The 20,170-nt window shown below is 38.7% G+C and carries 20 protein-coding genes; 14 read left to right on the forward strand and 6 right to left on the reverse strand.

Annotated features, from left to right (window positions below; translation table 11 throughout):
* The first annotated feature begins 1,052 nt into the window (after positions 1-1,052).
* From P20429_RS08510 to P20429_RS08490, 5 genes are all read left to right on the forward strand, one after another.
* The gene (locus P20429_RS08510; protein WP_024591018.1) at positions 1,053-2,432 is read left to right on the forward strand and encodes an MATE family efflux transporter; all 1,380 of its coding nucleotides are present in this window, start codon (positions 1,053-1,055) and stop codon (positions 2,430-2,432) included.
* Positions 2,429-4,423, forward strand: a complete 1,995-nt coding sequence (uvrB, locus tag P20429_RS08505) for an excinuclease ABC subunit UvrB (RefSeq protein ID WP_007583893.1) — start codon at positions 2,429-2,431, stop codon at positions 4,421-4,423. The genes P20429_RS08510 and uvrB overlap by 4 nt, the downstream gene beginning before the upstream one ends.
* 2 nt (positions 4,424-4,425) lie before the next feature.
* Positions 4,426-5,364: a class I SAM-dependent methyltransferase gene (locus tag P20429_RS08500; protein WP_007583895.1), complete on the forward strand. Its 939-nt coding sequence runs from the start codon at positions 4,426-4,428 to the stop codon at positions 5,362-5,364.
* Positions 5,365-6,045 (forward strand): tRNA (adenine(22)-N(1))-methyltransferase TrmK, encoded by a 681-nt coding sequence (locus tag P20429_RS08495; RefSeq protein WP_007583896.1) that lies wholly within the window; start codon positions 5,365-5,367, stop codon positions 6,043-6,045.
* A gap of 101 nt (positions 6,046-6,146) precedes the next feature.
* The gene (locus tag P20429_RS08490; protein WP_007583898.1) at positions 6,147-7,169 is read left to right on the forward strand and encodes a hypothetical protein; all 1,023 of its coding nucleotides are present in this window, start codon (positions 6,147-6,149) and stop codon (positions 7,167-7,169) included.
* A 4-nt stretch (positions 7,170-7,173) separates the two neighbouring features.
* Here P20429_RS08490 and P20429_RS08485 read toward each other — a convergent pair whose 3' ends face one another.
* On the reverse strand, positions 7,174-7,416 hold the full coding sequence (locus tag P20429_RS08485; protein WP_007583900.1) for a hypothetical protein: 243 nt from the start codon (positions 7,414-7,416) through the stop codon (positions 7,174-7,176).
* 208 nt (positions 7,417-7,624) lie between these two features.
* Here P20429_RS08485 and P20429_RS08480 point away from each other — a divergent pair, with 208 nt between their 5' ends.
* A complete protein-coding gene (locus P20429_RS08480) occupies positions 7,625-8,074 on the forward strand; it encodes an isoprenylcysteine carboxylmethyltransferase family protein (RefSeq protein WP_007583901.1) in 450 nt (149 codons plus the stop codon).
* 88 nt (positions 8,075-8,162) lie between these two features.
* Here the strand turns inward: P20429_RS08480 and queC are convergent, their stop codons facing one another.
* Positions 8,163-8,819, reverse strand: a complete 657-nt coding sequence (queC, locus tag P20429_RS08475; protein WP_007583902.1) for a 7-cyano-7-deazaguanine synthase QueC — start codon at positions 8,817-8,819, stop codon at positions 8,163-8,165.
* Positions 8,820-8,964: 145 nt separating this feature from the next.
* Here queC and queE point away from each other — a divergent pair, with 145 nt between their 5' ends.
* The 4 genes from queE (at position 8,965) to P20429_RS20880 (ending at position 12,476) form a co-directional block, all read left to right on the forward strand.
* The gene (gene queE, locus P20429_RS08470) at positions 8,965-9,630 is read left to right on the forward strand and encodes a 7-carboxy-7-deazaguanine synthase QueE (RefSeq protein WP_002960417.1); all 666 of its coding nucleotides are present in this window, start codon (positions 8,965-8,967) and stop codon (positions 9,628-9,630) included.
* Positions 9,631-9,902: 272 nt separating this feature from the next.
* Positions 9,903-10,646 (forward strand): class I SAM-dependent methyltransferase, encoded by a 744-nt coding sequence (locus P20429_RS08465; protein WP_007583903.1) that lies wholly within the window; start codon positions 9,903-9,905, stop codon positions 10,644-10,646.
* A 249-nt stretch (positions 10,647-10,895) separates the two neighbouring features.
* Positions 10,896-11,750 (forward strand): DUF4041 domain-containing protein, encoded by an 855-nt coding sequence (locus tag P20429_RS20875; protein WP_007583904.1) that lies wholly within the window; start codon positions 10,896-10,898, stop codon positions 11,748-11,750.
* Positions 11,751-11,948: 198 nt separating this feature from the next.
* On the forward strand, positions 11,949-12,476 hold the full coding sequence (locus P20429_RS20880) for a GIY-YIG nuclease family protein (protein WP_007583905.1): 528 nt from the start codon (positions 11,949-11,951) through the stop codon (positions 12,474-12,476).
* Between the two features lie 511 nt (positions 12,477-12,987).
* Here the strand turns inward: P20429_RS20880 and bcp are convergent.
* Together bcp and P20429_RS08455 are read right to left on the reverse strand one after the other, a co-directional pair.
* A complete protein-coding gene (gene bcp / locus P20429_RS08460; RefSeq protein WP_002963124.1) occupies positions 12,988-13,467 on the reverse strand; it encodes a thioredoxin-dependent thiol peroxidase in 480 nt (159 codons plus the stop codon).
* Positions 13,468-13,478: 11 nt separating this feature from the next.
* On the reverse strand, positions 13,479-14,012 hold the full coding sequence (locus P20429_RS08455) for a glycine cleavage system protein R (RefSeq protein WP_007583906.1): 534 nt from the start codon (positions 14,010-14,012) through the stop codon (positions 13,479-13,481).
* Positions 14,013-14,371: 359 nt separating this feature from the next.
* Between P20429_RS08455 and bamC the strand changes: the two genes are divergently transcribed.
* Both bamC and P20429_RS08440 read left to right on the forward strand, forming a co-directional pair.
* Positions 14,372-15,433, forward strand: a complete 1,062-nt coding sequence (bamC, locus tag P20429_RS08445) for an outer membrane protein assembly factor BamC (protein WP_007583910.1) — start codon at positions 14,372-14,374, stop codon at positions 15,431-15,433.
* A gap of 66 nt (positions 15,434-15,499) precedes the next feature.
* Entirely contained in the window at positions 15,500-16,870 is a 1,371-nt protein-coding gene (locus P20429_RS08440) for a YjiH family protein (RefSeq protein ID WP_007583911.1), read from the forward strand.
* Positions 16,871-16,923: 53 nt separating this feature from the next.
* On the opposite strand, the gene P20429_RS20350 is transcribed toward P20429_RS08440, so the two are convergent.
* Entirely contained in the window at positions 16,924-17,070 is a 147-nt protein-coding gene (locus tag P20429_RS20350) for a DUF2897 family protein (protein WP_007583912.1), read from the reverse strand.
* 126 nt (positions 17,071-17,196) lie between these two features.
* Complete coding sequence (locus P20429_RS08435; RefSeq protein WP_007583913.1) at positions 17,197-17,733, reverse strand: acyloxyacyl hydrolase; 537 nt, start codon at positions 17,731-17,733, stop codon at positions 17,197-17,199.
* Between the two features lie 244 nt (positions 17,734-17,977).
* On the opposite strand from P20429_RS08435, the gene P20429_RS08430 reads away from it, so the two are divergent.
* Together P20429_RS08430 and P20429_RS08425 are read left to right on the forward strand one after the other, a co-directional pair.
* Positions 17,978-18,571: a phospholipid-binding protein MlaC gene (locus P20429_RS08430; RefSeq protein ID WP_007583914.1), complete on the forward strand. Its 594-nt coding sequence runs from the start codon at positions 17,978-17,980 to the stop codon at positions 18,569-18,571.
* A 230-nt stretch (positions 18,572-18,801) separates the two neighbouring features.
* Positions 18,802-20,139: an ankyrin repeat domain-containing protein gene (locus tag P20429_RS08425; RefSeq protein ID WP_007583915.1), complete on the forward strand. Its 1,338-nt coding sequence runs from the start codon at positions 18,802-18,804 to the stop codon at positions 20,137-20,139.
* Positions 20,140-20,170: the final 31 nt, after the last annotated feature.

The raw sequence follows: 20,170 nt of genomic DNA on the forward strand, positions 1-20,170 counted from the left end.
AAGCGTCTTGCCTTTCAACGGGGCGAAATATTAATGACCGCGCCGCAAAGTGTCAACATATAAAAGTCATAAATTGAAAAAAGAGGTTTATTCGTTGTTTTTGTGTTCGATCTGCGTGTTTTATAGCTCTATTAAAGTTACTTTTTTAAAAATTTAAGAATATCAATGTGACTTTTATTATTGCTGAGTCTTCAAATTGGTTAAATTAAACACGGTATTAAAGTGGCTTGTTATTAAAAAACAACTCAAAAACATAAAACTCATTTTTTACTTAGCGATATTTTCCGTATTTAATTCGTTTTTTGTTTTAATTTTCTAAAAATATACCTATGTGTATATTCGCAGAAATATTTTTTGATCTAAATTGTGATCTAATCACTATGTATAAAATGAGTATTTGTTTTATCCGTTCAAAAATAGAGCAATCAATAACTTAACTTTGTATTAAACGTTTTTTTATACCTAACGTACAACTATGTTAAGAAGAAAAATTGGTGAGCTACAGTTTTTAGCGTGAGTTTATAAAAATGCCACAATTAACAAATGGTCAATTGGTTGGATATCACCGAAAATGGGGGCTCTCTCAAAGCCTTTATAAATGCGGGTTTGAATGAGTTATCCACGGTTTCTGTGGATAACTCTGTTTATGAAACTTTAAGAACATCATCGGCACCAATGGTTTAGGGTGCTACAACGATTTCAAGCTTTTAAATCACTATTTTTAATTCAATATAAAACAATGAGTTATGATTTGATGCTGAATGGATGCAACTCGATGAGGGAATTTTTTCGTAACGATAAACCAAGCAGTACCTTTGTGTAAAAAAGCATCATATATCACTGGGTGTTTGTAATAAAAGTTATAAAAATGTGTTTTAATTGGTTTTTGGTGTGTTTAGGCTCTATTTTAACAAAAAGATGCAAAAACTAAGTTTTACTATTTTTTCGAATCTTTACTTCTTTAATTACTTCAATTGTAGTGATAAATCCGTGGCTTGAACTGCCTTGATGCTTTAAAATGATTCGTTCAGTAAAAGAGGCCTATTTATTTCATGCGCGCAATTTCAAAATCCCAGACTCGCCCAGATTTACTAAACGATCCCATCTTGCCCACATTAAAGACGATGACCATCCCGATGATATTCGGCATGATCACGCTAATGATGTTCAATATTGTCGATACATTTTTTATAAGCTTACTAGGCACTGAGCCGCTTGCAGCGGTGAGCTTTACATTTCCGGTTACCTTTACCGTTATTAGCTTAGCAATAGGGCTGGGGATCGGTACATCGGCAGTAATAGCAAAAGCGCTCGGTAGTAATAAAATAGATGAAGCGCGTTTTGACGCCAGTATTTCTTTAATGGTTGGTGTGGTTCTGGTTATTGTGTTGTCATCTGTTGGGTATTTACTGATTGACCCCATATTTACTTTGCTAGGAGCGGGCGCACAAGTATTGCCGTTAATACACGAATACATGAATATATGGTTTATCGGTAGTGTATTTTTAATAACCCCAATGATTGGTAACTCGGTACTGCGCGCCAGTGGCGATACAAAAACGCCAAGTATAGTAATGGGTGGAGCAGGGCTGATAAACGCCGTACTCGACCCTATACTGATATTTGGTTTTGGGCCAGTACCAGCGTTAGGTATTCAAGGCGCGGCCATAGCAAGCGTTATTGCATGGTCGGTTGCTGTGGTTATTATTTTATATATATTAGCGGTTAAAAAACGCTTGTTGAGCCTAAAAGCAGGCAAGCAAACAGTGACGGGCGCTATTCGTAAAATATTAAAAATTGGTTTGCCTGCTGCCGGCGCAAACATGCTTACACCCGTTGCAATGGCCGTAATGACCGCTATGGTTGCGCATCACGGGCCAGAGGCCGTAGCTGCATTTGGAGTGGGAAGTCGAATAGAATCTATTGCAAGTATATTAGTGCTTGCACTATCGATGACATTACCGCCATTTGTTAGCCAAAACTTTGGCGCTGGCAAATTATGCCGCGTTAAAGAAGCGTATACCGGCACACTAAAATTTGTAATGGTATGGCAATTTGCCATTTACGTATTACTCATTGCATTTTCAGGTGTTATAAGCCAATTATTTGGTAAAGAACAAGCTGTAATAGATGTAATTAAACTCTTTATTTATACCATCCCGCTAAGCTATGGCTTACAAGGGGTGATCATATTATCAAATTCATCGTTTAATGCTTTACACAAACCAATGTACGCATTGGTATTAAGTGTCATTCGGTTATTCATATTTTATGTACCATTTGCTTATGTAGGCAACGAAATAGCCGGATTATTAGGGCTATTTATTGGCGCTGCTTTAGGTAACTTATTTACAGCAATAGTGGCATACAAATGGTTTATGAAAAAACTAGAAGCGCTGAGCGGCGAATCGTTACAGGAGTGCAATAATTGAGCGACCATTTTCAGTTAAAATCACATTTTAAACCAGCAGGCGATCAGCCCACAGCGATTAAGCAGCTATGCGAAGGATTAGAAGCAGGCCTTGCACACCAAACTTTATTAGGTGCCACCGGTACAGGTAAAACCTTTACCATGGCTAATATTATTAACGATTTAAACCGTCCAACAATAATAATGGCGCACAACAAAACGCTTGCCGCGCAGCTATACGGGGAAATGAAAGAGTTTTTCCCTAAAAATGCGGTTGAGTATTTTGTATCGTATTACGATTACTACCAGCCAGAAGCCTATGTTGTATCTAGCGACACATTTATTGAAAAAGATGCCTCGATAAACGAGCATATAGAACAAATGCGTTTAAGTGCGACCAAAGCACTGCTCGAGCGTCGCGACACCATTATTGTGGCGTCGGTATCGGCTATTTATGGTTTGGGCGACCCTAAATCATACATGAAAATGATGCTACTTTTAAAAGTGGGCGAAAAAGTAGACCAACGCGACATGCTGCGTCGCCTAGCTGAAATACAATACACCCGCAATGATATAGATTTTAGCCGTGGTACATATCGTGTTCGTGGTGAAGTGGTTGATATATTTCCTGCAGAATCTAGCACCTTCGCAATTCGCGTAGAAATGTTTGATGACGAAATAGAGCGCTTGAGCATTTTTGATCCGCTTACAGGCGCCGTCGAAAAGCATATAATACGCACCACTATCTATCCAAAAACACACTATGTTACCCCGCGTGAAAAAATACTCGGTGCTATCGATAAAATACAAGAAGAACTAAAAGATCGAAGAGCCCAGTTACTCAGTGCTAATAAATTAGTAGAAGAGCAACGCGTAACGCAGCGTACGCAATACGATATAGAAATGATGCGGGAGCTAGGTTATTGCTCTGGTATAGAAAACTACAGCCGCTATTTATCGGGCCGTACGCCGGGCGATCCGCCACCCACATTACTTGATTACCTCCCAGACGACGCATTGATGATTATTGATGAGTCGCACGTAACCGTATCGCAAATTGGGGCAATGTATAAAGGCGACAGAAGCCGAAAAGAAAACCTGGTTGAGTATGGCTTCAGAATGCCCTCAGCAATGGACAACAGGCCGCTGCGCTTTGAAGAATTTGAAGCTATTTCACCACAAACAATTTATGTATCGGCAACGCCAGGCGACTTTGAGTTAGACCGTTGTGTGGGCGCAATAGCAGAGCAAGTAATTCGCCCAACAGGCTTGCTCGATCCACTTATTGAAGTGCGCCCAGTAGGCGATCAGGTTGATGATTTACTTTCAGAAATTTATAAAAGTGTAGAGAAGGGCGAACGCGTACTTGTAACCACTTTGACCAAACGTATGTCTGAGGATTTAACCGATTACTTAAGTGAGCACGACGTAAAAGTGCGTTACTTACATTCAGACATAGACACGGTTGAACGGGTTGAAATTATTCGTGATTTACGTGCAGGTGTGTTTGATGTGTTAGTGGGCATTAACTTACTTCGAGAAGGTCTGGATATGCCAGAAGTGGCGCTAGTAGCCATACTTGATGCAGACAAAGAAGGCTTTTTACGCTCAGCGCGTTCAATTATTCAAACCATTGGTCGTGCTGCACGTCACTTAGATGGTCGCGCTATTTTATACGGTGACAAAATTACAAAATCGATGGCTAAGGCCATGGACGAAACAGCGCGCAGACGCGAAATTCAGCATGCTTATAATATTGAACACGGTATTGAACCGCATTCACTAGCCAAAAAGATTCTTGATGCGATGGATGTAGGCGAAGAAGCCGGCCCTAAAGATAACCTTAGACTTGTTCGTAAAGATTCTAAAAAGGTACTTAGTGCGAAAGAAATTACAGTGCAAATTAAGCAGCTTGAAACCAAAATGCATGCATACGCAAGCGACCTAGAATTTGAAAAAGCGGGCTCTGTTCGCGATGAAATACATGAACTACAACAACAGTTGATTAATTAAAAATGACAGCAAACTTTACTCCTCTTATTACTGCGCTTGAAGATGCGCCAATTTTAAAAAATGAACTGTGCCGTGTTTTTCATGGCCGTGGCCATAGTGTTGAGGCGTTAAGTCATATTAATTTAGACTTTTATCCGCCAAGTTTGTTTTTGGTTTCGTACGACGAAATTGACGAGCAAACACTAAGCGAGCTTACCGATGTTGTGTGGCAGTGGGCACAAAAAAACCAGCCAGAGCTTATTAGCTCACTTGTGTATCAGCAACGCGCTGGCGTACAAAGCCAAAACACCGTGGTTTATGGGCAATTACCTAATCCGCATGTTGTAACCGAAAACGGCATTCGTTTTTTGGTTGATTTACAGAGCCGTCAAAATACTGGAATATTTCCCGATATGCGCAGCGGCCGTGAGTTTGTAATGGCTAATAGTAAGCATGGCAAAGTGCTTAACTTATTTTCGTATACATGTGGGTTTTCGCTTGCAGCCATGCAAGGCGAGGCAGATCATGTAATGAACATGGATATGAGCAAAGGTGTTCTTAAAGTCGGTAAGCAAAACCATCAACTAAACGGTTTTGAGCGCGGCGTAAGTTTTTTACCTCACGATATTTTAAAGTCGTTTGGAAAACTAAAAAAAGCAGCCCCGTTTGACTTAATAATAGTTGATCCGCCAAGCTTTCAAAAAGGCAGCTTTATTTTAACTAAAGACTATCAAAAAGTGCTGCGCAGGTTACCAGAGCTACTTTGCGATACCACACAATTGTTATTGTGCGCTAATAGCCCAGAGCTTAGCGAAGAGGCGTTTAAAGCGTTAATAAACGAGCACACCCAAGGCGCAATTGAATTTGTTGAGCGCCTAGCCCCTACCGAGCGCTTTATTGAAGTAGACAGCGACAGAAGCTTAAAAGCACTTATCTACAAAACGTCACAATCTGCTGATTAAATGAAGCTCAGCAAACGCCTAACTGCCATTGATACATTAATCTCGCAGCATCACGATATTATTTGGGATTGCTGCTGCGACCATGGTTATTTAGGCATGGCGCTATTAAAACGCGCAGCTGCAAACCAGGTTATTTTTGTAGATATAGTCGCCACTTTAATGAACGACCTAGAAGCGCAATTATCATCGATTAATAAATTACAAAAAACCTGTAATAAAAATCCGCAGTGGCAGGTCTTATGTCAGGATGTAGGCAAAATTGAAATTGCTCAAAGTAAAAGCCAAGTAGTTGTAATAGCAGGTGTTGGCGGTGAGCTGTTGTTAAGTTTAATACAACAAATTACTGCTAATAACGTAAGTGAGCATTTAAATAATGTTCGGTTTATTTTATGCCCAGTGCATCACACTTATAAGTTGCGAGTCGGTTTAAAGCAATTAGGTTTAGGGCTTGTAAGTGAGCAAATAGTTTACGACAACAAACGTTTTTATGAAGTGATTGAAGTGAGCTTTAGTAGCAATAATGAGATTAGTCATACCGGTAATAATATGTGGGACTTTGCTAGTGCAGAGCACGCTATGTACCAACGGCAACTCATAAATCATTATAATAAAATGCTCAATAAAGATAAGCCATACTATCAAAAAGTTATAACAGACTATCAAGAACTCACCGATAGTTAAAAAAGCCCGAAAGTAGGGCGTACATGTGATCTAATTACGACATTGACGACGTAATGTGTTCATAGTTTATATCGCACAACGCGAGTTTATTTGGTTTATTTATGTCAGATAACAAGAGTCACATTAATCATTTGCTTAGCAATGAGCAAAAATGGCAACACAGTTACGAGCAACCTATTTCTTATGCACCCCTTGTGCAATTGGCTAATAGTAGTTGGGTGGTGCCACAACATTTTTTACGTTACAAGCACACGCTTGAAAGCGTAAACGAAGTGCTTGAGAGTATAGAATTTTCGGCTCACTTTAGAGTGCTTGCTGCACAAAAAGGTGAAGAAATTTACCTGCAAGTAGCAGTGCTGAGCCCAGATAACTATCAAAAAAGTGCATCTGCAAATGAAGGCAAAGCCAAAAAGCTATTATTTGGCAGACGCTGGATAGTAGAGGAAAACTTACCTACTTCAGAACTTATCCAAACTGCATTTTTAGCGTTAAAAGTAGCGCGTGAACATGAAGTAAGAGAGCTTTTTCAGTTAATGCAAAGCGGCGCAACAAGTACGCCATTTAATAACCATCACGACTTACCGGTAATGGCGCAAAACCCTGAGCTTGTTAAAAGTGAAAGTGCTGAAAGCCGTATTGATGAAGTGCTTAAACGTATTGTATTTGCAGGAAAAAGTATTGAGCTTAAGAGCCAGGAGCAAATAGCCGAGCAACATTTATATACTGTTGAGCTGTTGTGTGAAGATTGCCAACTTAGCGAGTTTAATAAAAAAACAATCGCGTTTTTAACAGCAGATCCATCCGCTAATAGCTTTTTACACGCCTTAATTACAGCATTAGTAGCCACAAGCAATGATTACGTAAACGAGCAATTTAAGTACAAAGGTTTTGCCCGCTTTAGTAAACACGTTGTGGTTGAGCAAATAGGTAACTTAAGTATCGCTATGCGCTCGCCAAGTACCGTAGGGCTTTGCTCTATGGGTAAGCAACATGCTAATCAGTTAAATTTTGAGATAGACAGCGGGCGAGCACCACAGGGCTGCGGGCAAGCTATTGGTGGGTTTTTAGCTGCTCATGGTATTGAACAGCCAGAAAATGCACATTTATATCCAAATTACTTATAACAATTTAAAGCTTATTAATTTCATCTTTAACGCTAAAGCTTGAATCGGTAACAATAGCCTCAAGTGTTTGTACACGCTCTTTTAATGCAAGCACTTGTGCATTTGTTTCAGCTAATTGTTTATGGGCATCGCTGTTGTTGTTTTGCATTTTATGCTTAAACTCAAGATGCTTTTTATACATATCGTAAACCACTCCTGAGCCAACCGAAATTAGCACAATAAGTACAATCATCGTAGTTCCAGACATAACCTCATTCCTTATCATTTTATTATTCGTTTATGGTTAAAGTATAACCTTTAAGCGCTTTTGATAAAGCTGACAATTGTAACTTAATTTGTATACTTTACTTAAGCTCAGGTTTGAGCGTGTTCATCATTTATACACTTCAGATATTGTTTAATGGCTGCATAGCCACCATATAATAAACATACTTTAGCCAATACAGTGAGTTGCCATGTTAAATAATAAAATACCTCCCGTTATTGTTGTGCTGTTTTTTGCAGGCATAATGGCGCTTATTGCGCATTACAGTGTTATTGATTTCACCGCATTTATTACCTACTTAGCAGCAAGTTTGGTCATTATAGGGTGTGTTTTTTGTATTGCAGGGGTGGTGAGTTTTAAAATAGCAAACACCACTGTAAACCCTAATAAACCTGAGCAAGCGTCAAAACTTATTACTAGCGGTATTTATCGGATTTCGCGTAACCCAATGTACGTAGGTTTTGCATTTATTTTAGCAGGGTGGGGTATTTGGTTAAGTTCCTTGTGGGCACTTTTATGTATTATAGGGTTTATTGCGTATTTAACGTTTTTTCAAATAATACCCGAGGAGCGTGCGCTCACTAAATTATTTGGCGAAGAGTTTACCGCCTATAAAGCGCGCGTAAAACGCTGGTTGTAATCTCTACGTTAAAATTAAACAAACAAAAAAGGCTATCGATGATAGCCTTTTTTTGTTTACAGCAATTGTATTACTAATTAATTAGCGCTTATTCGTATTCTAACGGGTCTGTAATGTTATTTAGTGCAAATGCTTCAAGGCGTTCTTGGCACGCGCCACATTTACCACAGGCCTTTTCACGGCCGTTATAACAAGTCCACGTTTGGCTGTAATCTAATCCCATTTCAATACCGTCGGTTAAAATACCAATTTTAGTATTGTTTAAGTATGGGCTAAAAATTTCTACAGCGTCGTAATTAGCAATACGACACACATCATCCATTTTTTGCACAAATTCAGGACGGCAGTCAGGGTAAATAGCATGATCCCCAGAGTGAGCGCCGTAATAAACTTGGCCAGCTTTAAGTGATACCGCGTAACCAACAGCAAGCGAGAGCAAAATCATATTACGATTAGGTACAATCGTACTTTTCATGCTTTCTTCTTCGTAATGGCCTTCAGGCACATCAATATCATCAGTAAGTGATGAGCCACCAATAAGTTGGTTAATCGCCGAAATATCAACAATTTTGTGTGGAACGTTTAATTTTTCACACACACTTGCCGCCACTTTAAGCTCTTTTACATGACGCTGACCATAGTCAAATGATAGGGCATATACATCATGGCCTTGTTGCAGGGCTTTATTTAATACGGTAAATGAGTCCATACCGCCGGAATAAATAACAACTACTTTTTGCGTCATATCTGTTTTGCTCTTAGTTTTAATAGAGGTTTATATCAGGGCGCGATATACTACACGGCCGCAGCTTAAATAACAATTTTTGCACAGCGCTTTTTGGTTTTTTAATAGTAGCAATTTGGCTGCTAGGTAGTAAGTGAGATCTCTTTTGTACAAAATTAATGAAGTGTTTGAAACCATTCAAGGTGAAGCTAGCTTTACTGGCACACCCTCAATATTTTTACGTCTGCAAGGCTGCCCAGTAGGCTGCTCTTGGTGCGACACTAAGCAAACGTGGGATGTTGATAATGTATATAAAGTATCGCTGGATGAAACCGTAGAAAAAAAAGCCGACTCAGATCATTGGGCTAACGCCAGTGCAGAGCAAATTTTAGCGTTGTTTCAATCACGTGGTTATACCGCAAAGCACGTAGTAATTACCGGCGGCGAGCCATGCATGTTTGATTTAAATCCTGTATGTAACTTATTACACGAACACGGCTTTAGCACACAAATAGAAACCAGCGGCACGTTTGAAATACTCGCCCCAGAGCAAACATGGGTAACGGTATCGCCAAAAATTAATATGCGCGGTGGTTATGAAGTACTTACCAGCACCATGAAGCGTGCAAACGAGATAAAACACCCCGTTGCTATGCAAAAGCACGTAGAAGAGTTAGAAGAGTTATTTGCTAAAACAGGCGTTAACCCAAAGCTTGTTTATTTGCAGCCAATTAGCCAAAAAGTATCAGCAACCAAATTAGCAATCGACACCTGTATTGCCAAAAACTGGCGCCTATCAATACAAGTACATAAGTATTTAGGAATTAGTTAAAGCGTAGCTTAAAGTTATAGTACGTAGGTTGGGTAGAGCGTAGCGAAACCCAACGAATCTCCAATTCCACACCGTTTTATAACAACGCTCTATAATATTTAAATACACAGGCCGTATAAGCGAAGCGCCATCCGACAGCCCTGTACTTTATAGCCTGAACTTTATAACCTAAGATTACATCTACCCTAAAGCTCATATCTTCTTCGTTAATTGTGCTAATTAGTTTACTATGCGCGACTTAAAAATATTCTACTACTTACCACTAGGCTTATATGTCCGCAAATGCACTTTACACCGACCTTTCTGATTACTACGACTTAATGTGCGCAGATATAGATTATCAAGCCCAAAGCAATTCTATTCACAGGCTGCACCAAATTTTTGGTAATGGCGCAAATACCCATCTCGATTTAGCATGTGGCACCGGCCCGCATGTACGCCACTTTATTGACTACGGCTATAAAAGTAGTGGGCTTGATTTAAACCAGCCAATGCTCGATAAAGCACAAATTCGTTGCCCAGAAGCGCAATTTTCATTGCAAAATATGAGTGAATTTAAGGTAACTGAGCACGTGGATTTAATTACCTGCTTTTTGTATTCAATCCATTACTGCGACGGCATTAATAAGTTAAAAGAATGCCTTGCCAGCGTACACAGCGCATTAAACGTGGGTGGAATATTTTGTTTTAACACGGTTGATAAAAACAAAATCGACAGCGATTCATTTGTAGAGCACACCGCAACAAGCGAAAACAGCTTCTTCACATTTCGCTCTGGTTGGCATTACAGTGGCACTGGCAGCAAACAACTATTAAAACTCAGCATAGAAAAAACCACCGCAGATAAAACACTTGTATGGCACGACGAGCACCCAATGGTTGCTTTTAGTTATACCGAGCTTAAAGAAGCCTTAAAGCCGTACTTCGAAATCCACATATTTGAACATGACTACGATAAAATAACCCCATGGGCAGAGCGCTCAGGTAACGCCATTTTTGTCTGCGTAAAAATTTAAGGCAAACGCGTAGGTTGGGTAGAGCGTAGCGAAACCCAACGAACCTCCATATCCACGGCCAATACCCACACCCTATAACCCCGCATTATATATTTGAAAACGTAGGTCGGATAAGCGAAGCGGCATCCGACGATGCACCGTATTTGAGTTTCGGCGCGTAAAATTCTGTATATTAATTTCAGTTTCATCGACTCAAAAATATATGCTACCTTCAAATAGTGGATTTAATAATGATAAAAGGAATTTAAAATGGAACACTCTGCATCAATTCTCCTCCTAATAATTACCATATTGATTTGTCTTGGTTGGTACAACCATACAAAAAATTTAAAAATACAGTTTAAAAAAAATATTAAGGCATTAAATGATTCTTTAGCTTTAGCGCGAGAAGAAGCTAAAAAGCAATCATTGAAAAATAAAGAACTAACTGAGAAATATAGCCCAATCATTCAAGCCGAAGCTTACTCTCAAGCTTTATTAGATGAAGCGAAACTAAAAGCAAATGCTATAAAGCAAACTGCTGAAAATTTAGCTAATGAAGTAAAAAATGAATCTATTACTGTAAGTGAGTCATTAAAGGAACAAAGAATAGAGGGGAGCCTAAGACTTCGAGAAGCGAAGGAGAAAGCTGAAAAAATTAGGTTGGATGCTAATCAAGAAGCTGACCGTATTACTTTATTCGCAGAGCAAAGGGCTAAAGAGATTGCGGGTGATGCGTATGAAGCAAAAGAAAAAGCTAATACCTACGAGCAAGCAATAAAAGCAATGCGAAATACTATCGAAGGCTATAAGGACGACTATATCATTCCTAATCACTCAGTTTTAGATGACTTAGCTGAGGATTTTGGTCACAAAGAAGCTGGAGCAGAGCTAAAGTCAATACGTCAAAATATTAGGCAAATGATAAAAGAAGGATTTGCTGGGGATTGTGACTATGTTGAACAACATAGAAAAACATATGCAATCCATTTTGTAGTTGATGCATTTAACGGTAAAGTAGATAGTGCATTATCTAAAGTAAAACACGATAATTTTGGGAAAATAAACCAAGAAATATTAGATGCGTTCGCATTAGTTAACCACAATGGCGTTCCTTTTAGATAAGCTAGAATTAATGAAAAATATCTTAATGCACGTTTAATTGAACTAAAGTGGGCTGTAGCTACAAGTGAATTAAAAAGAATCGAACGTGAAGAGCAAGCAGAAATTAAGGCTCTAATTAGGGAAGAAGAAAAGGCTTTAAGAGATATTGAGAAAGCAAAGAAAGAAGCCGAAAAAGAAGAACGCTTACTTCAGAAAGCTTTGAAAAAAGCACGAGAAGAACTTTCTACTGCAAATGATGAGCAGCGAGCCGACTATGAAGCGAAATTACTTGATCTAGAAAAGCAATTAAAAGAAGCAGAAGATAAAGGTCAAAGAGCTATGTCGATGGCACAACAAACCCGAAGAGGGCATGTATACGTAATAAGCAATGTAGGCAGTTTTGGTGAAGAGGTATTCAAAATTGGTATGACCCGAAGACTTGAGCCTATGGATCGTGTCAAAGAACTAGGCGATGCATCTGTTCCTTTTTCCTTTGATGTTCATGCGATGATATTTAGTGAAGATGCGCCATCTTTAGAAAAAGAACTTCATCGCCGTTTTGATATTTACTCAGTGAATAAAATAAATTCAAGGAAAGAATTTTTCAAAACTACAATATCAGAAGTTAAGAAAGCTGTAGAGGGCAATGGGATTAAAGATGTTCATTGGACTTTAAAAGCTGAAGCTTCTGAGTATCGTGAGAGTTTAGCAATAGAGAAAAACTTACAATGTAATGCGGTTGCTTAACTCTTTCTTATTTAGTTTCATGTATTAAGACAAAGTAGGTGAATTAGTTTTTCTCATCAATTTCTTTCCCGCAATTATAACAATCGTTAGTGGGAAGCTTATAACTAGAAATAGAGCGCATTACTTGGTTTTTCTTACAGGCAGGGCAGACGTAATTAATTACAGAGATTATAAGCGCAATAGCGAAAACGAAACTACCGATATAAAATGGGTTTGAGTAAAATTGCATACTTGGTTCTGAAAAGTTAAAACCGATAATACAGATGATTAAGGCAGTTAAATAAAGTTTAAATTTTAGGCTTTTATTCAAGGTTTAAATATCCAATTGGCAAGGTGCTAATAATAAGTGCTTTGGCAGTTTTAACAAATTATTTACTCAATTACTATTTAAGTTTTTATATAGGCAAATGTATAGGCATAAAAAAAGCGTTGCCCTTGAGCAACGCTTTTCTGTATTTTTCTAATAGCTGGTAGCTAACTTACTTAGCCGCTAGCTTATTCTGCCACAAACTTATTCTGCAGCTAAATAATCCAAAACCACTTGATGGTGATCTTTAGTTTTAAACTTATCAAATAGGTGTTTAATTTTACCGTCTTGGCCTACTAAAAACGTTAGGCGATGAATACCATCGTACTCTTTACCCATAAACTTTTTGTAGCCCCATACACCAAATGCTTCAGCAATAGCGTGGTCTTCATCGGCTAATAGGTCAAAATTAAGCTCTTTTTTAGTTTCAAAGTTTTTAAGGCGCTTAATTGGATCTGGGCTAATACCTACAACGCGGGTGTTAAATTTAGCAAGCTGTGCTTGCTCATCGCGTAGGTTTTCGGCTTGTACAGTACAGCCCGGCGTTGACGCTTTAGGGTAAAAGTACACAAGCACTTGTTGCTCTTTTAACAGCTCGCTTAATGTTACTGTTTCGTCGTTTTGGTTTTGTAGGCTAAAAGCGGGTGCAGTATCGCCAGCTTGTAATGGACTAATTGTGTTCATGTTTAGCATCCTTAACGAATTCGTTTAAAAATATAATCTACGTTTAGTGTGTGAGAAAGGCTCTCAAAACTAATTTTAAATTGATCTATATCTACATCAACAGGTATGTTGAATTCAAGTTCACAACGCATTTTAATGTTGTCTTCTTGGGAATAAGTGTCTGACTTAAGTGAGCAAATACTAATATTATTGTCGGCAAAAAAGCGCGTTACTTTGCTCAATGTGCCTGGGGTGTCTATGCCTGTATATTCTAGTGTGTAACCTGCACAAAATTCGCTAGGAGTATGACTCGCTGTACGCTTCATCATGGTTAGCAGGCCAAGTTCCATGGCTTTAGTTGGCAGTACGTGCTCTATGCGGCTTATTGCCGACATGTCGCCGCTTAGTAGCATTATGAAGGTAAATTCGCAGCCTAAAATAGCAATACGGCTGTCAATAATGTTGCAGTGGCAATCGCTAACCAGTTGGGTTAGTTCACTTACAATACCGGGTCTGTCTTCGCCAATCGCTGTTAAAACAATTTGATGATTTGAAAATGCAGTCATGAGTTCAAATACCTTGTTACTTGGATTATATCAACCGAGTTGGCAACACCAAAAATACACACGAGAAGTTGCACGGCGGCGAAGTTTAACACAAAAAGGGCTCTAAACTACAGCACACGCTAATTAAGCGCTTTTAAAGTGCGGTGTTTCTTGTTTTTACTGGCACGGGAAAGTACCATAGCTAAAATTTGCTTATTTGCGCTTAGTTTTATTGCTAAGTTGAAGTGCTGAACTTTATTGCATTTAGGCAGCCAAATAATAAATGTAAAGTTAATATTGATTTTACACTGAACCAAATCGGCATTACCCACTCATATATTTGTTAAAACAATTAAAGGGTATGCTAAGGAGAAATATCTGTGCAGTATTGGATCCCAAAAGCACTTGCAGTAAGTGTATTGGTAAGTTTATCAGGGTGTAGTGTATTTATTAATAAGGCACATGACGAACGTAACTATCGTACGCATGAGCCTGTAAAAGCACCAACGTCGTTATCTCAACCAGCTCAAGACCCAGTTTATAAAATGGATGTAGGTCAATATGACAACAATCCTGAAGCTACAAATTACCGCCCACCGGCACAAGTATTAACAATTGCTAAAGGCAGTTGGGTAGAAGAGACAGATAAACAAGCGCGTATTTATTTTGATAAAAACGATGGCATTGCTGATTTAGATGAATTTCTTTGGGACACGATTCAATCAGTCCTCGCTGATAACAATGCAGCAACCACTAAAGAAGACAAGCTACTAGGTACTATTGAAACTGATTGGTACTCAATCATTAAAACCGAAGAAGGTTTTTGGTGGTGGGGCGATGAAGTTAACGATGACTTAGAAAAATTTAGATTCACTATTGAAGAAAAGTCACATCAGCGTACTGCGTCTTTACGTGTAGAGCTGATAGATTTTAAAGGCGACCATACGCTAACTGATTTGTTAAAGCAGCAGTTAGAAGTACGTGCGCTTAACCAAGTAGTGAGCGAGTTTGATTACCGTTACCGTCAACTTGAAGTTGATATGCGTAAACGTCAAGGTATTATTTCTCTTGAAATGGGCTTTGATAACAAAGGTAATGCAGCACTTGTAACTGAGCAATCTTACGAAGCTGTGTTTGACCGTTTCTCTGGATTTTTAGAGCGCTTGTCGTTCACTATTGTTGAAATTAACCCAGATACGGGCTTAATTACTGCTGATTATACTAAACCAGAAACAAGTGTTTGGGATTCAATTTGGGGTGATGACGTAGCTCAACTACCTATTGATGAAGGCCAATACCAAATTTTAGTAAGTAAAACTAAAGAAGGCGGTACTAGCTTAACGTGGATGGATGACAAAGGCGAAACGCTTGAGCCAGGTACTATGAATGGTTTACAACAAGCATTAGAAGCAGCACTCATTCAGCGCGGCATTAAAATTTAAATAATAATAAGTTTTACCACAAAAAGAGCGCTATGCTCTTTTTGTGGTTTTTATAGGTTAATAAATATGTCTCAGCTACCTCATCGTTCACACTACACGTGGCGCACTTGGTTTACTTTTTTGGTTCCTTCGTTAATTGGTGTGTTTTTATTTATGACACCCATTAGTACCTCGCAAGGGATGACCATTCCTATTGCCGTTATGGCAAAAGCGGTTCAAGCAATGATGCTTGGCTCTGCTCAAGCAATTATTACTCTGATTATTTGTATTACAGGGGTTATTTCTGTAATTACTAAAGTGTTTAAACCCGCCGCTATATGTAACTCACCTTTATTAAAGCATTTATTTGATGTGAGCTGGACATGGCTGGTGGTGCGCTTATTTGGTATGGCGTTTGGTTTAATGACGTACTTAAGCCTAGGCAGCGAGATGATTACCTCGGCCAATACTGGCGCGCTGGTATTAAATGACTTATTGCCAGTGTTGTTTTCGGTATTTATTTTAGCGGGCTTATTACTGCCGCTATTAATTAACTTTGGTCTACTAGAGCTTGCTGGTACGTTAATGACTAAAGTAATGCGCCCTGTATTTGGTGTACCGGGTAGAAGTGCGGTTGACTGTACTGCATCGTGGTTAGGTGATGGTAGTGTGGGTATTTTGATGACTGCAAGGCAGTACGATCAAAAGCACTATACACAACGCGAAGCGGCTATTATTGGTACTACGTTTTCAGCGGTTTCAATTACGTTTAGTTTAGTGGTGCTTGGGCAAGTTAAACTTGAATACTTATTTGCACCGTTTTACGCAACGGTATGTTTAGCCGGTATTGTTGCCGCTATTATTGTGCCGCGATTACCGCCACTGCGCTTTAAAAAAGACTTACTGATTGATGGTACTGAGCCAGATAGAGACGCTGAAACAATTCCGGGTCATAAAACCTTATTTGGTCATTCGTTAGATGTTGCATTAGCTAAAGCAGATAACTCAACGGGTGTTAAAGGTACTATAAAAGAGGGCTTACATAACGCGCTTGATATGGTGTTTGGTGTATTGCCTGTGGTTATGGCGGTAGGTACATTTGCACTGATCATTGCTGAGCATACGCCTATATTTCAGTATTTAGGTATGCCGTTTGTGCCATTTTTAGAGTTATTACAAGTACCCGAAGCGGCAGCAGCGTCGCAGACTATTATGGTTGGTTTTGCTGATATGTTTATTCCGTCAATATTAGCAGCAGGTACAATTGAAAGTGATGTAACGCGCTTTATTATTGCCGCAATGAGTGTAACTCAGCTTATTTATATGTCTGAGGTGGGCGCACTTTTACTTGGCAGTAAAATACCGGTAAATATTTTAGAGTTATTTATTATATTTATTTTGCGAACGCTAATTACTTTACCTGTTATTGCGCTAATGGCGCATTGGTTAGTAGGCTAAATTAACGAAAATATAATTAAGCGAATTGGTATTATTGAAAAAGCCCTGATTAATCAGGGCTTTTTTGTGTCTGTTGTATTTTTAATATTGGCGTTGGGCTTTTTAAACTCCGTTTTTGCAGAGAGTCTAATCAGCGCAATATTACCAATGACAATAGCAAAAACAACGGCGACAATAATTACAATATGCCAAGTTTGCATCGCAGTATCACTTAATATTTAGTACGTTTAAGTGTGACCGTTTTACGCTATAACAGCAATTAAATTACTCAAAACACAATCAATAATTTTAAACGCAATCAATAACTTTAAACACAATCAATAACCTTAAAAACGTCTAGCTACCGAAAGCGTTAAAAAGTTAAGCCCTGGGTTTGGCTCTTTAAAGCCTGCGTTTGAATAGTGAATAACTCTAAGGGCAACGTTAGTATGACCAAAGTCGGCAACAAGGCCTATGCGGTCTTCAAACTGGTAGTGAGTACTTATGTTTTTACCGGCAAACTGCGTTTCATCAATCAGTGATACACCAATCCCTGCTTCAACATAAAATGGGGTGTTGTTAAAACTAAAGGCAGGAAATTGCAGCACAGGTGACATAGCAAGTACTAGGTTTGATTGTGTTTCATCGCCGTGGCGGTATTCCCACATATTTACGCTGGTTTCAAAGTAAAAGCGTGCATCACCAATTATATTTTGCATGCTAGGTGCATGATACTGATACGCAAGCTTAACGCCGTTTACGTTACCTTCGCCTTTGAGAAAATCAACGGCATAACCGTGGTTCGATTGAGCAAAAGCAAGTTTGCCAAAAAGTGAAACTACTAATATAAATGAGATAATAAGTGTTTTAAGTGACGTTTTCATAGGTGCCAAATGTTTGTTTGATTCAAGTGATAACTAAATGATAAGGGCGACCTATTAACAATTACAATGAGGACAAAATACCGGTTGTATATGAGCTGTTAATGGAGGTTTCTAACTGCTTGAATTTATTTTAGTTATTTTATTGGTGCGATTTGGGCATTAATAAGTTGCTTATTTGTGCCTTTTTTATTGCGTATAGTTCGCGTAAATTACAGCCATCTTAATCACACAGACATATACAATTATGAAACTCTTTAAACTATTCGTTTTAGCCACTGCTTTTTTTAGTAGTTCGTTATTTGCACAAACTCAGCAATCGCCAGATCAGTTACTTGAATCAGTAGCCGATAAGCTATTTGCAGACATTGGCCAAGTAAATTCAAAAGGCACAGCAAGCAAAGAAGCGATGGCTGCCATTGTTGAAAAACGTTTAATGCCACATATCGATGTTAAGTTTGTGTCGTTTAAATTATTAGGTAAGCACATTAAAGGCATTGAGCGCGAACAGGCTGTTCAATTTATAGATGCAGTAGAGCATTACTTAACAGGCACATACGCTGGTGCACTAATGAAGTACACAGGTCAAAAAGTAGTATTTGAGCGTAATAACGCAAAAAGTGACTCTGAGTACGCAACAGTTAATACACAAATTATTGAGCCAAATGCGCCTACAATCGACTTAAGTTTTAAGCTTCGTTTAGGTAAAAATGATGAGTGGAAAGTATACGATATTGTTGCCGAAGGCATTTCACTATTAAGTGCTAAGCAAAAAGAGATTATTCAACGTATTTCTGAAGTGGGTTTAGATCAAGTTATTAGCGAGTTAAAAAGTAAATAGACTATTTGTCTGGCTCTGATTAAGCCCAACTCCAACCTCAAAAACGGCCAATTACTTATGTACTTGGCCGTTTTTATATTTGTAAGTAAAGGATTGCTGTTATTGCGTAATTTTGCGCTAGCAGCAAAACAAAGGTGTGCTAGAATATCGACACTTTGATTAAGCGTGGTGTCAGCTAAAAACTGATATAACTTACCACCCCCAAGCCACACTGGAGTTGTGTTGTTTTAATGGAAAATGTACTGATTTGGCCAAAGGAATACCCATTACTTATTAAAGGACTGGTAGAACAAAACGGTGCCTTTATTTTAGATGCTTTGGAAGCTTGGCCTGCTTGTCGTTCTACAAATGAAGACGATGGTGTATGCACCACTGTGTTACCGCCTATTTATTATTTGGCATGGCTAACCCCGCTAGAACCATTTGAAGAATGTTACTTTCAACATATCTCTGAATATGACGAAGACGCACAAGCGTATATTAGTGCGGTTAAAAGCCATTACTACGATAATGAATACACCCCTGAAAGCTTAGTGCTTATGTTGTGCCAACGCCTTGAAAAATACGCAAGTGTGGCTGCACAAAATACCATAGATACGCCACTGTCTTTAGTCGATTTGTTTTTTAGTAAACGCTATTTCACGTTAATTGAGCATGCGCTAAATAATAAAAGTAAACTTTCGGCAAAAGATACATTAGCCCTTTGGAAAGAAATTGATTTTAGAGAGCGCTTAAGTGCGTTTATTCCAGAGTCTATTGCTGATTTAGATACTCTTTCTGAACTTGCCAGCGAAAAAGTAGCAGCGGGTAAAGACTATTTTACGTTGCTTACACAGGTTTCTCCTGATGTTGACTCTGTTGTACTGCTAGAAAAAGCATTATTAACGCACCTACGTAAAAAAACAGCCAAGCAAACAATGGCAATGCGTTTTATTGAGCAAGGCGCTACAGGTGTTCTTGCTGATGAAAACAATAAAACAGCCTTTATGTGGGCCGCCGAAAAAGGCTTTGTAAATGTGGTTGAAACGCTACTTGCAAAGCAAGACAAAAAAGCGGTTGATAATTTAGGTAACACAGCACTTCATTACGCTGTATTTGCTAAAAATGAATCGTTAATGGTGCTGCTTATTAAAGCGGGCTATAACTTTAGAGCGCGCAATAAAGAAGGTTTAAGTTGTTACCGTTTGGCGGTTAGTATTAAAGCTAATAATTTGGTTAAATGTTTAGAGCGTGACTTTGGTATTAAAGAGCTTTCGCCAGAAGGGCAGTTCGATCGCATTAAAAAAGTACATGTGCTGCACGCTATTGTCACTATATTGCTGCCTTTGCAGTTGTTCTTCTTTTTTGATGAAACACTCTCTATTAAAAGTGAGCTGACGCTGAGTTTAACTATGGCGGCAGTGATTTGTTTTTTCTTTGCGACCACTTTAAAACGCTGTGCGTTATATCCACATATTAAACACCCTTGGGGCTTATTTGTGCTTAGAGGCTTTTCGTTTATTAGCTTAATTGCTCAAATAGGGTTGGCGAGTATTGTGGTGCTAGCTGCCTTAAGTGATTTAGTTTAGTCACTTTTAAACAGCTAATAAAAAACGCGCT

It is taken from the genome of Pseudoalteromonas sp. BSi20429 (genome assembly GCF_000238895.1).
Classification (GTDB): Bacteria; Pseudomonadota; Gammaproteobacteria; order Enterobacterales; family Alteromonadaceae; genus Pseudoalteromonas; species Pseudoalteromonas arctica.

What these genes read in the sequence shown, in the direction of transcription:
- P20429_RS08510 (WP_024591018.1), top strand. Translation starts at nt 1,053, where the DNA reads ATGCGCGCAATTTCAAAATCCCAGACTCGCCCAGATTTACTAAACGAT.
- P20429_RS08500 (WP_007583895.1), top strand. Translation starts at nt 4,426, where the DNA reads ATGACAGCAAACTTTACTCCTCTTATTACTGCGCTTGAAGATGCGCCA.
- P20429_RS08495 (WP_007583896.1), top strand. Translation starts at nt 5,365, where the DNA reads ATGAAGCTCAGCAAACGCCTAACTGCCATTGATACATTAATCTCGCAG.
- P20429_RS08490 (WP_007583898.1), top strand. Translation starts at nt 6,147, where the DNA reads ATGTCAGATAACAAGAGTCACATTAATCATTTGCTTAGCAATGAGCAA.
- P20429_RS08485 (WP_007583900.1), bottom strand. Translation starts at nt 7,416, where the DNA reads ATGTCTGGAACTACGATGATTGTACTTATTGTGCTAATTTCGGTTGGC.
- P20429_RS08480 (WP_007583901.1), top strand. Translation starts at nt 7,625, where the DNA reads ATGTTAAATAATAAAATACCTCCCGTTATTGTTGTGCTGTTTTTTGCA.
- queC (WP_007583902.1), bottom strand. Translation starts at nt 8,819, where the DNA reads ATGACGCAAAAAGTAGTTGTTATTTATTCCGGCGGTATGGACTCATTT.
- P20429_RS08465 (WP_007583903.1), top strand. Translation starts at nt 9,903, where the DNA reads ATGTCCGCAAATGCACTTTACACCGACCTTTCTGATTACTACGACTTA.
- P20429_RS20875 (WP_007583904.1), top strand. Translation starts at nt 10,896, where the DNA reads ATGGAACACTCTGCATCAATTCTCCTCCTAATAATTACCATATTGATT.
- bcp (WP_002963124.1), bottom strand. Translation starts at nt 13,467, where the DNA reads ATGAACACAATTAGTCCATTACAAGCTGGCGATACTGCACCCGCTTTT.
- P20429_RS08455 (WP_007583906.1), bottom strand. Translation starts at nt 14,012, where the DNA reads ATGACTGCATTTTCAAATCATCAAATTGTTTTAACAGCGATTGGCGAA.
- P20429_RS08440 (WP_007583911.1), top strand. Translation starts at nt 15,500, where the DNA reads ATGTCTCAGCTACCTCATCGTTCACACTACACGTGGCGCACTTGGTTT.
- P20429_RS20350 (WP_007583912.1), bottom strand. Translation starts at nt 17,070, where the DNA reads ATGCAAACTTGGCATATTGTAATTATTGTCGCCGTTGTTTTTGCTATT.
- P20429_RS08435 (WP_007583913.1), bottom strand. Translation starts at nt 17,733, where the DNA reads ATGAAAACGTCACTTAAAACACTTATTATCTCATTTATATTAGTAGTT.
- P20429_RS08430 (WP_007583914.1), top strand. Translation starts at nt 17,978, where the DNA reads ATGAAACTCTTTAAACTATTCGTTTTAGCCACTGCTTTTTTTAGTAGT.
- P20429_RS08425 (WP_007583915.1), top strand. Translation starts at nt 18,802, where the DNA reads ATGGAAAATGTACTGATTTGGCCAAAGGAATACCCATTACTTATTAAA.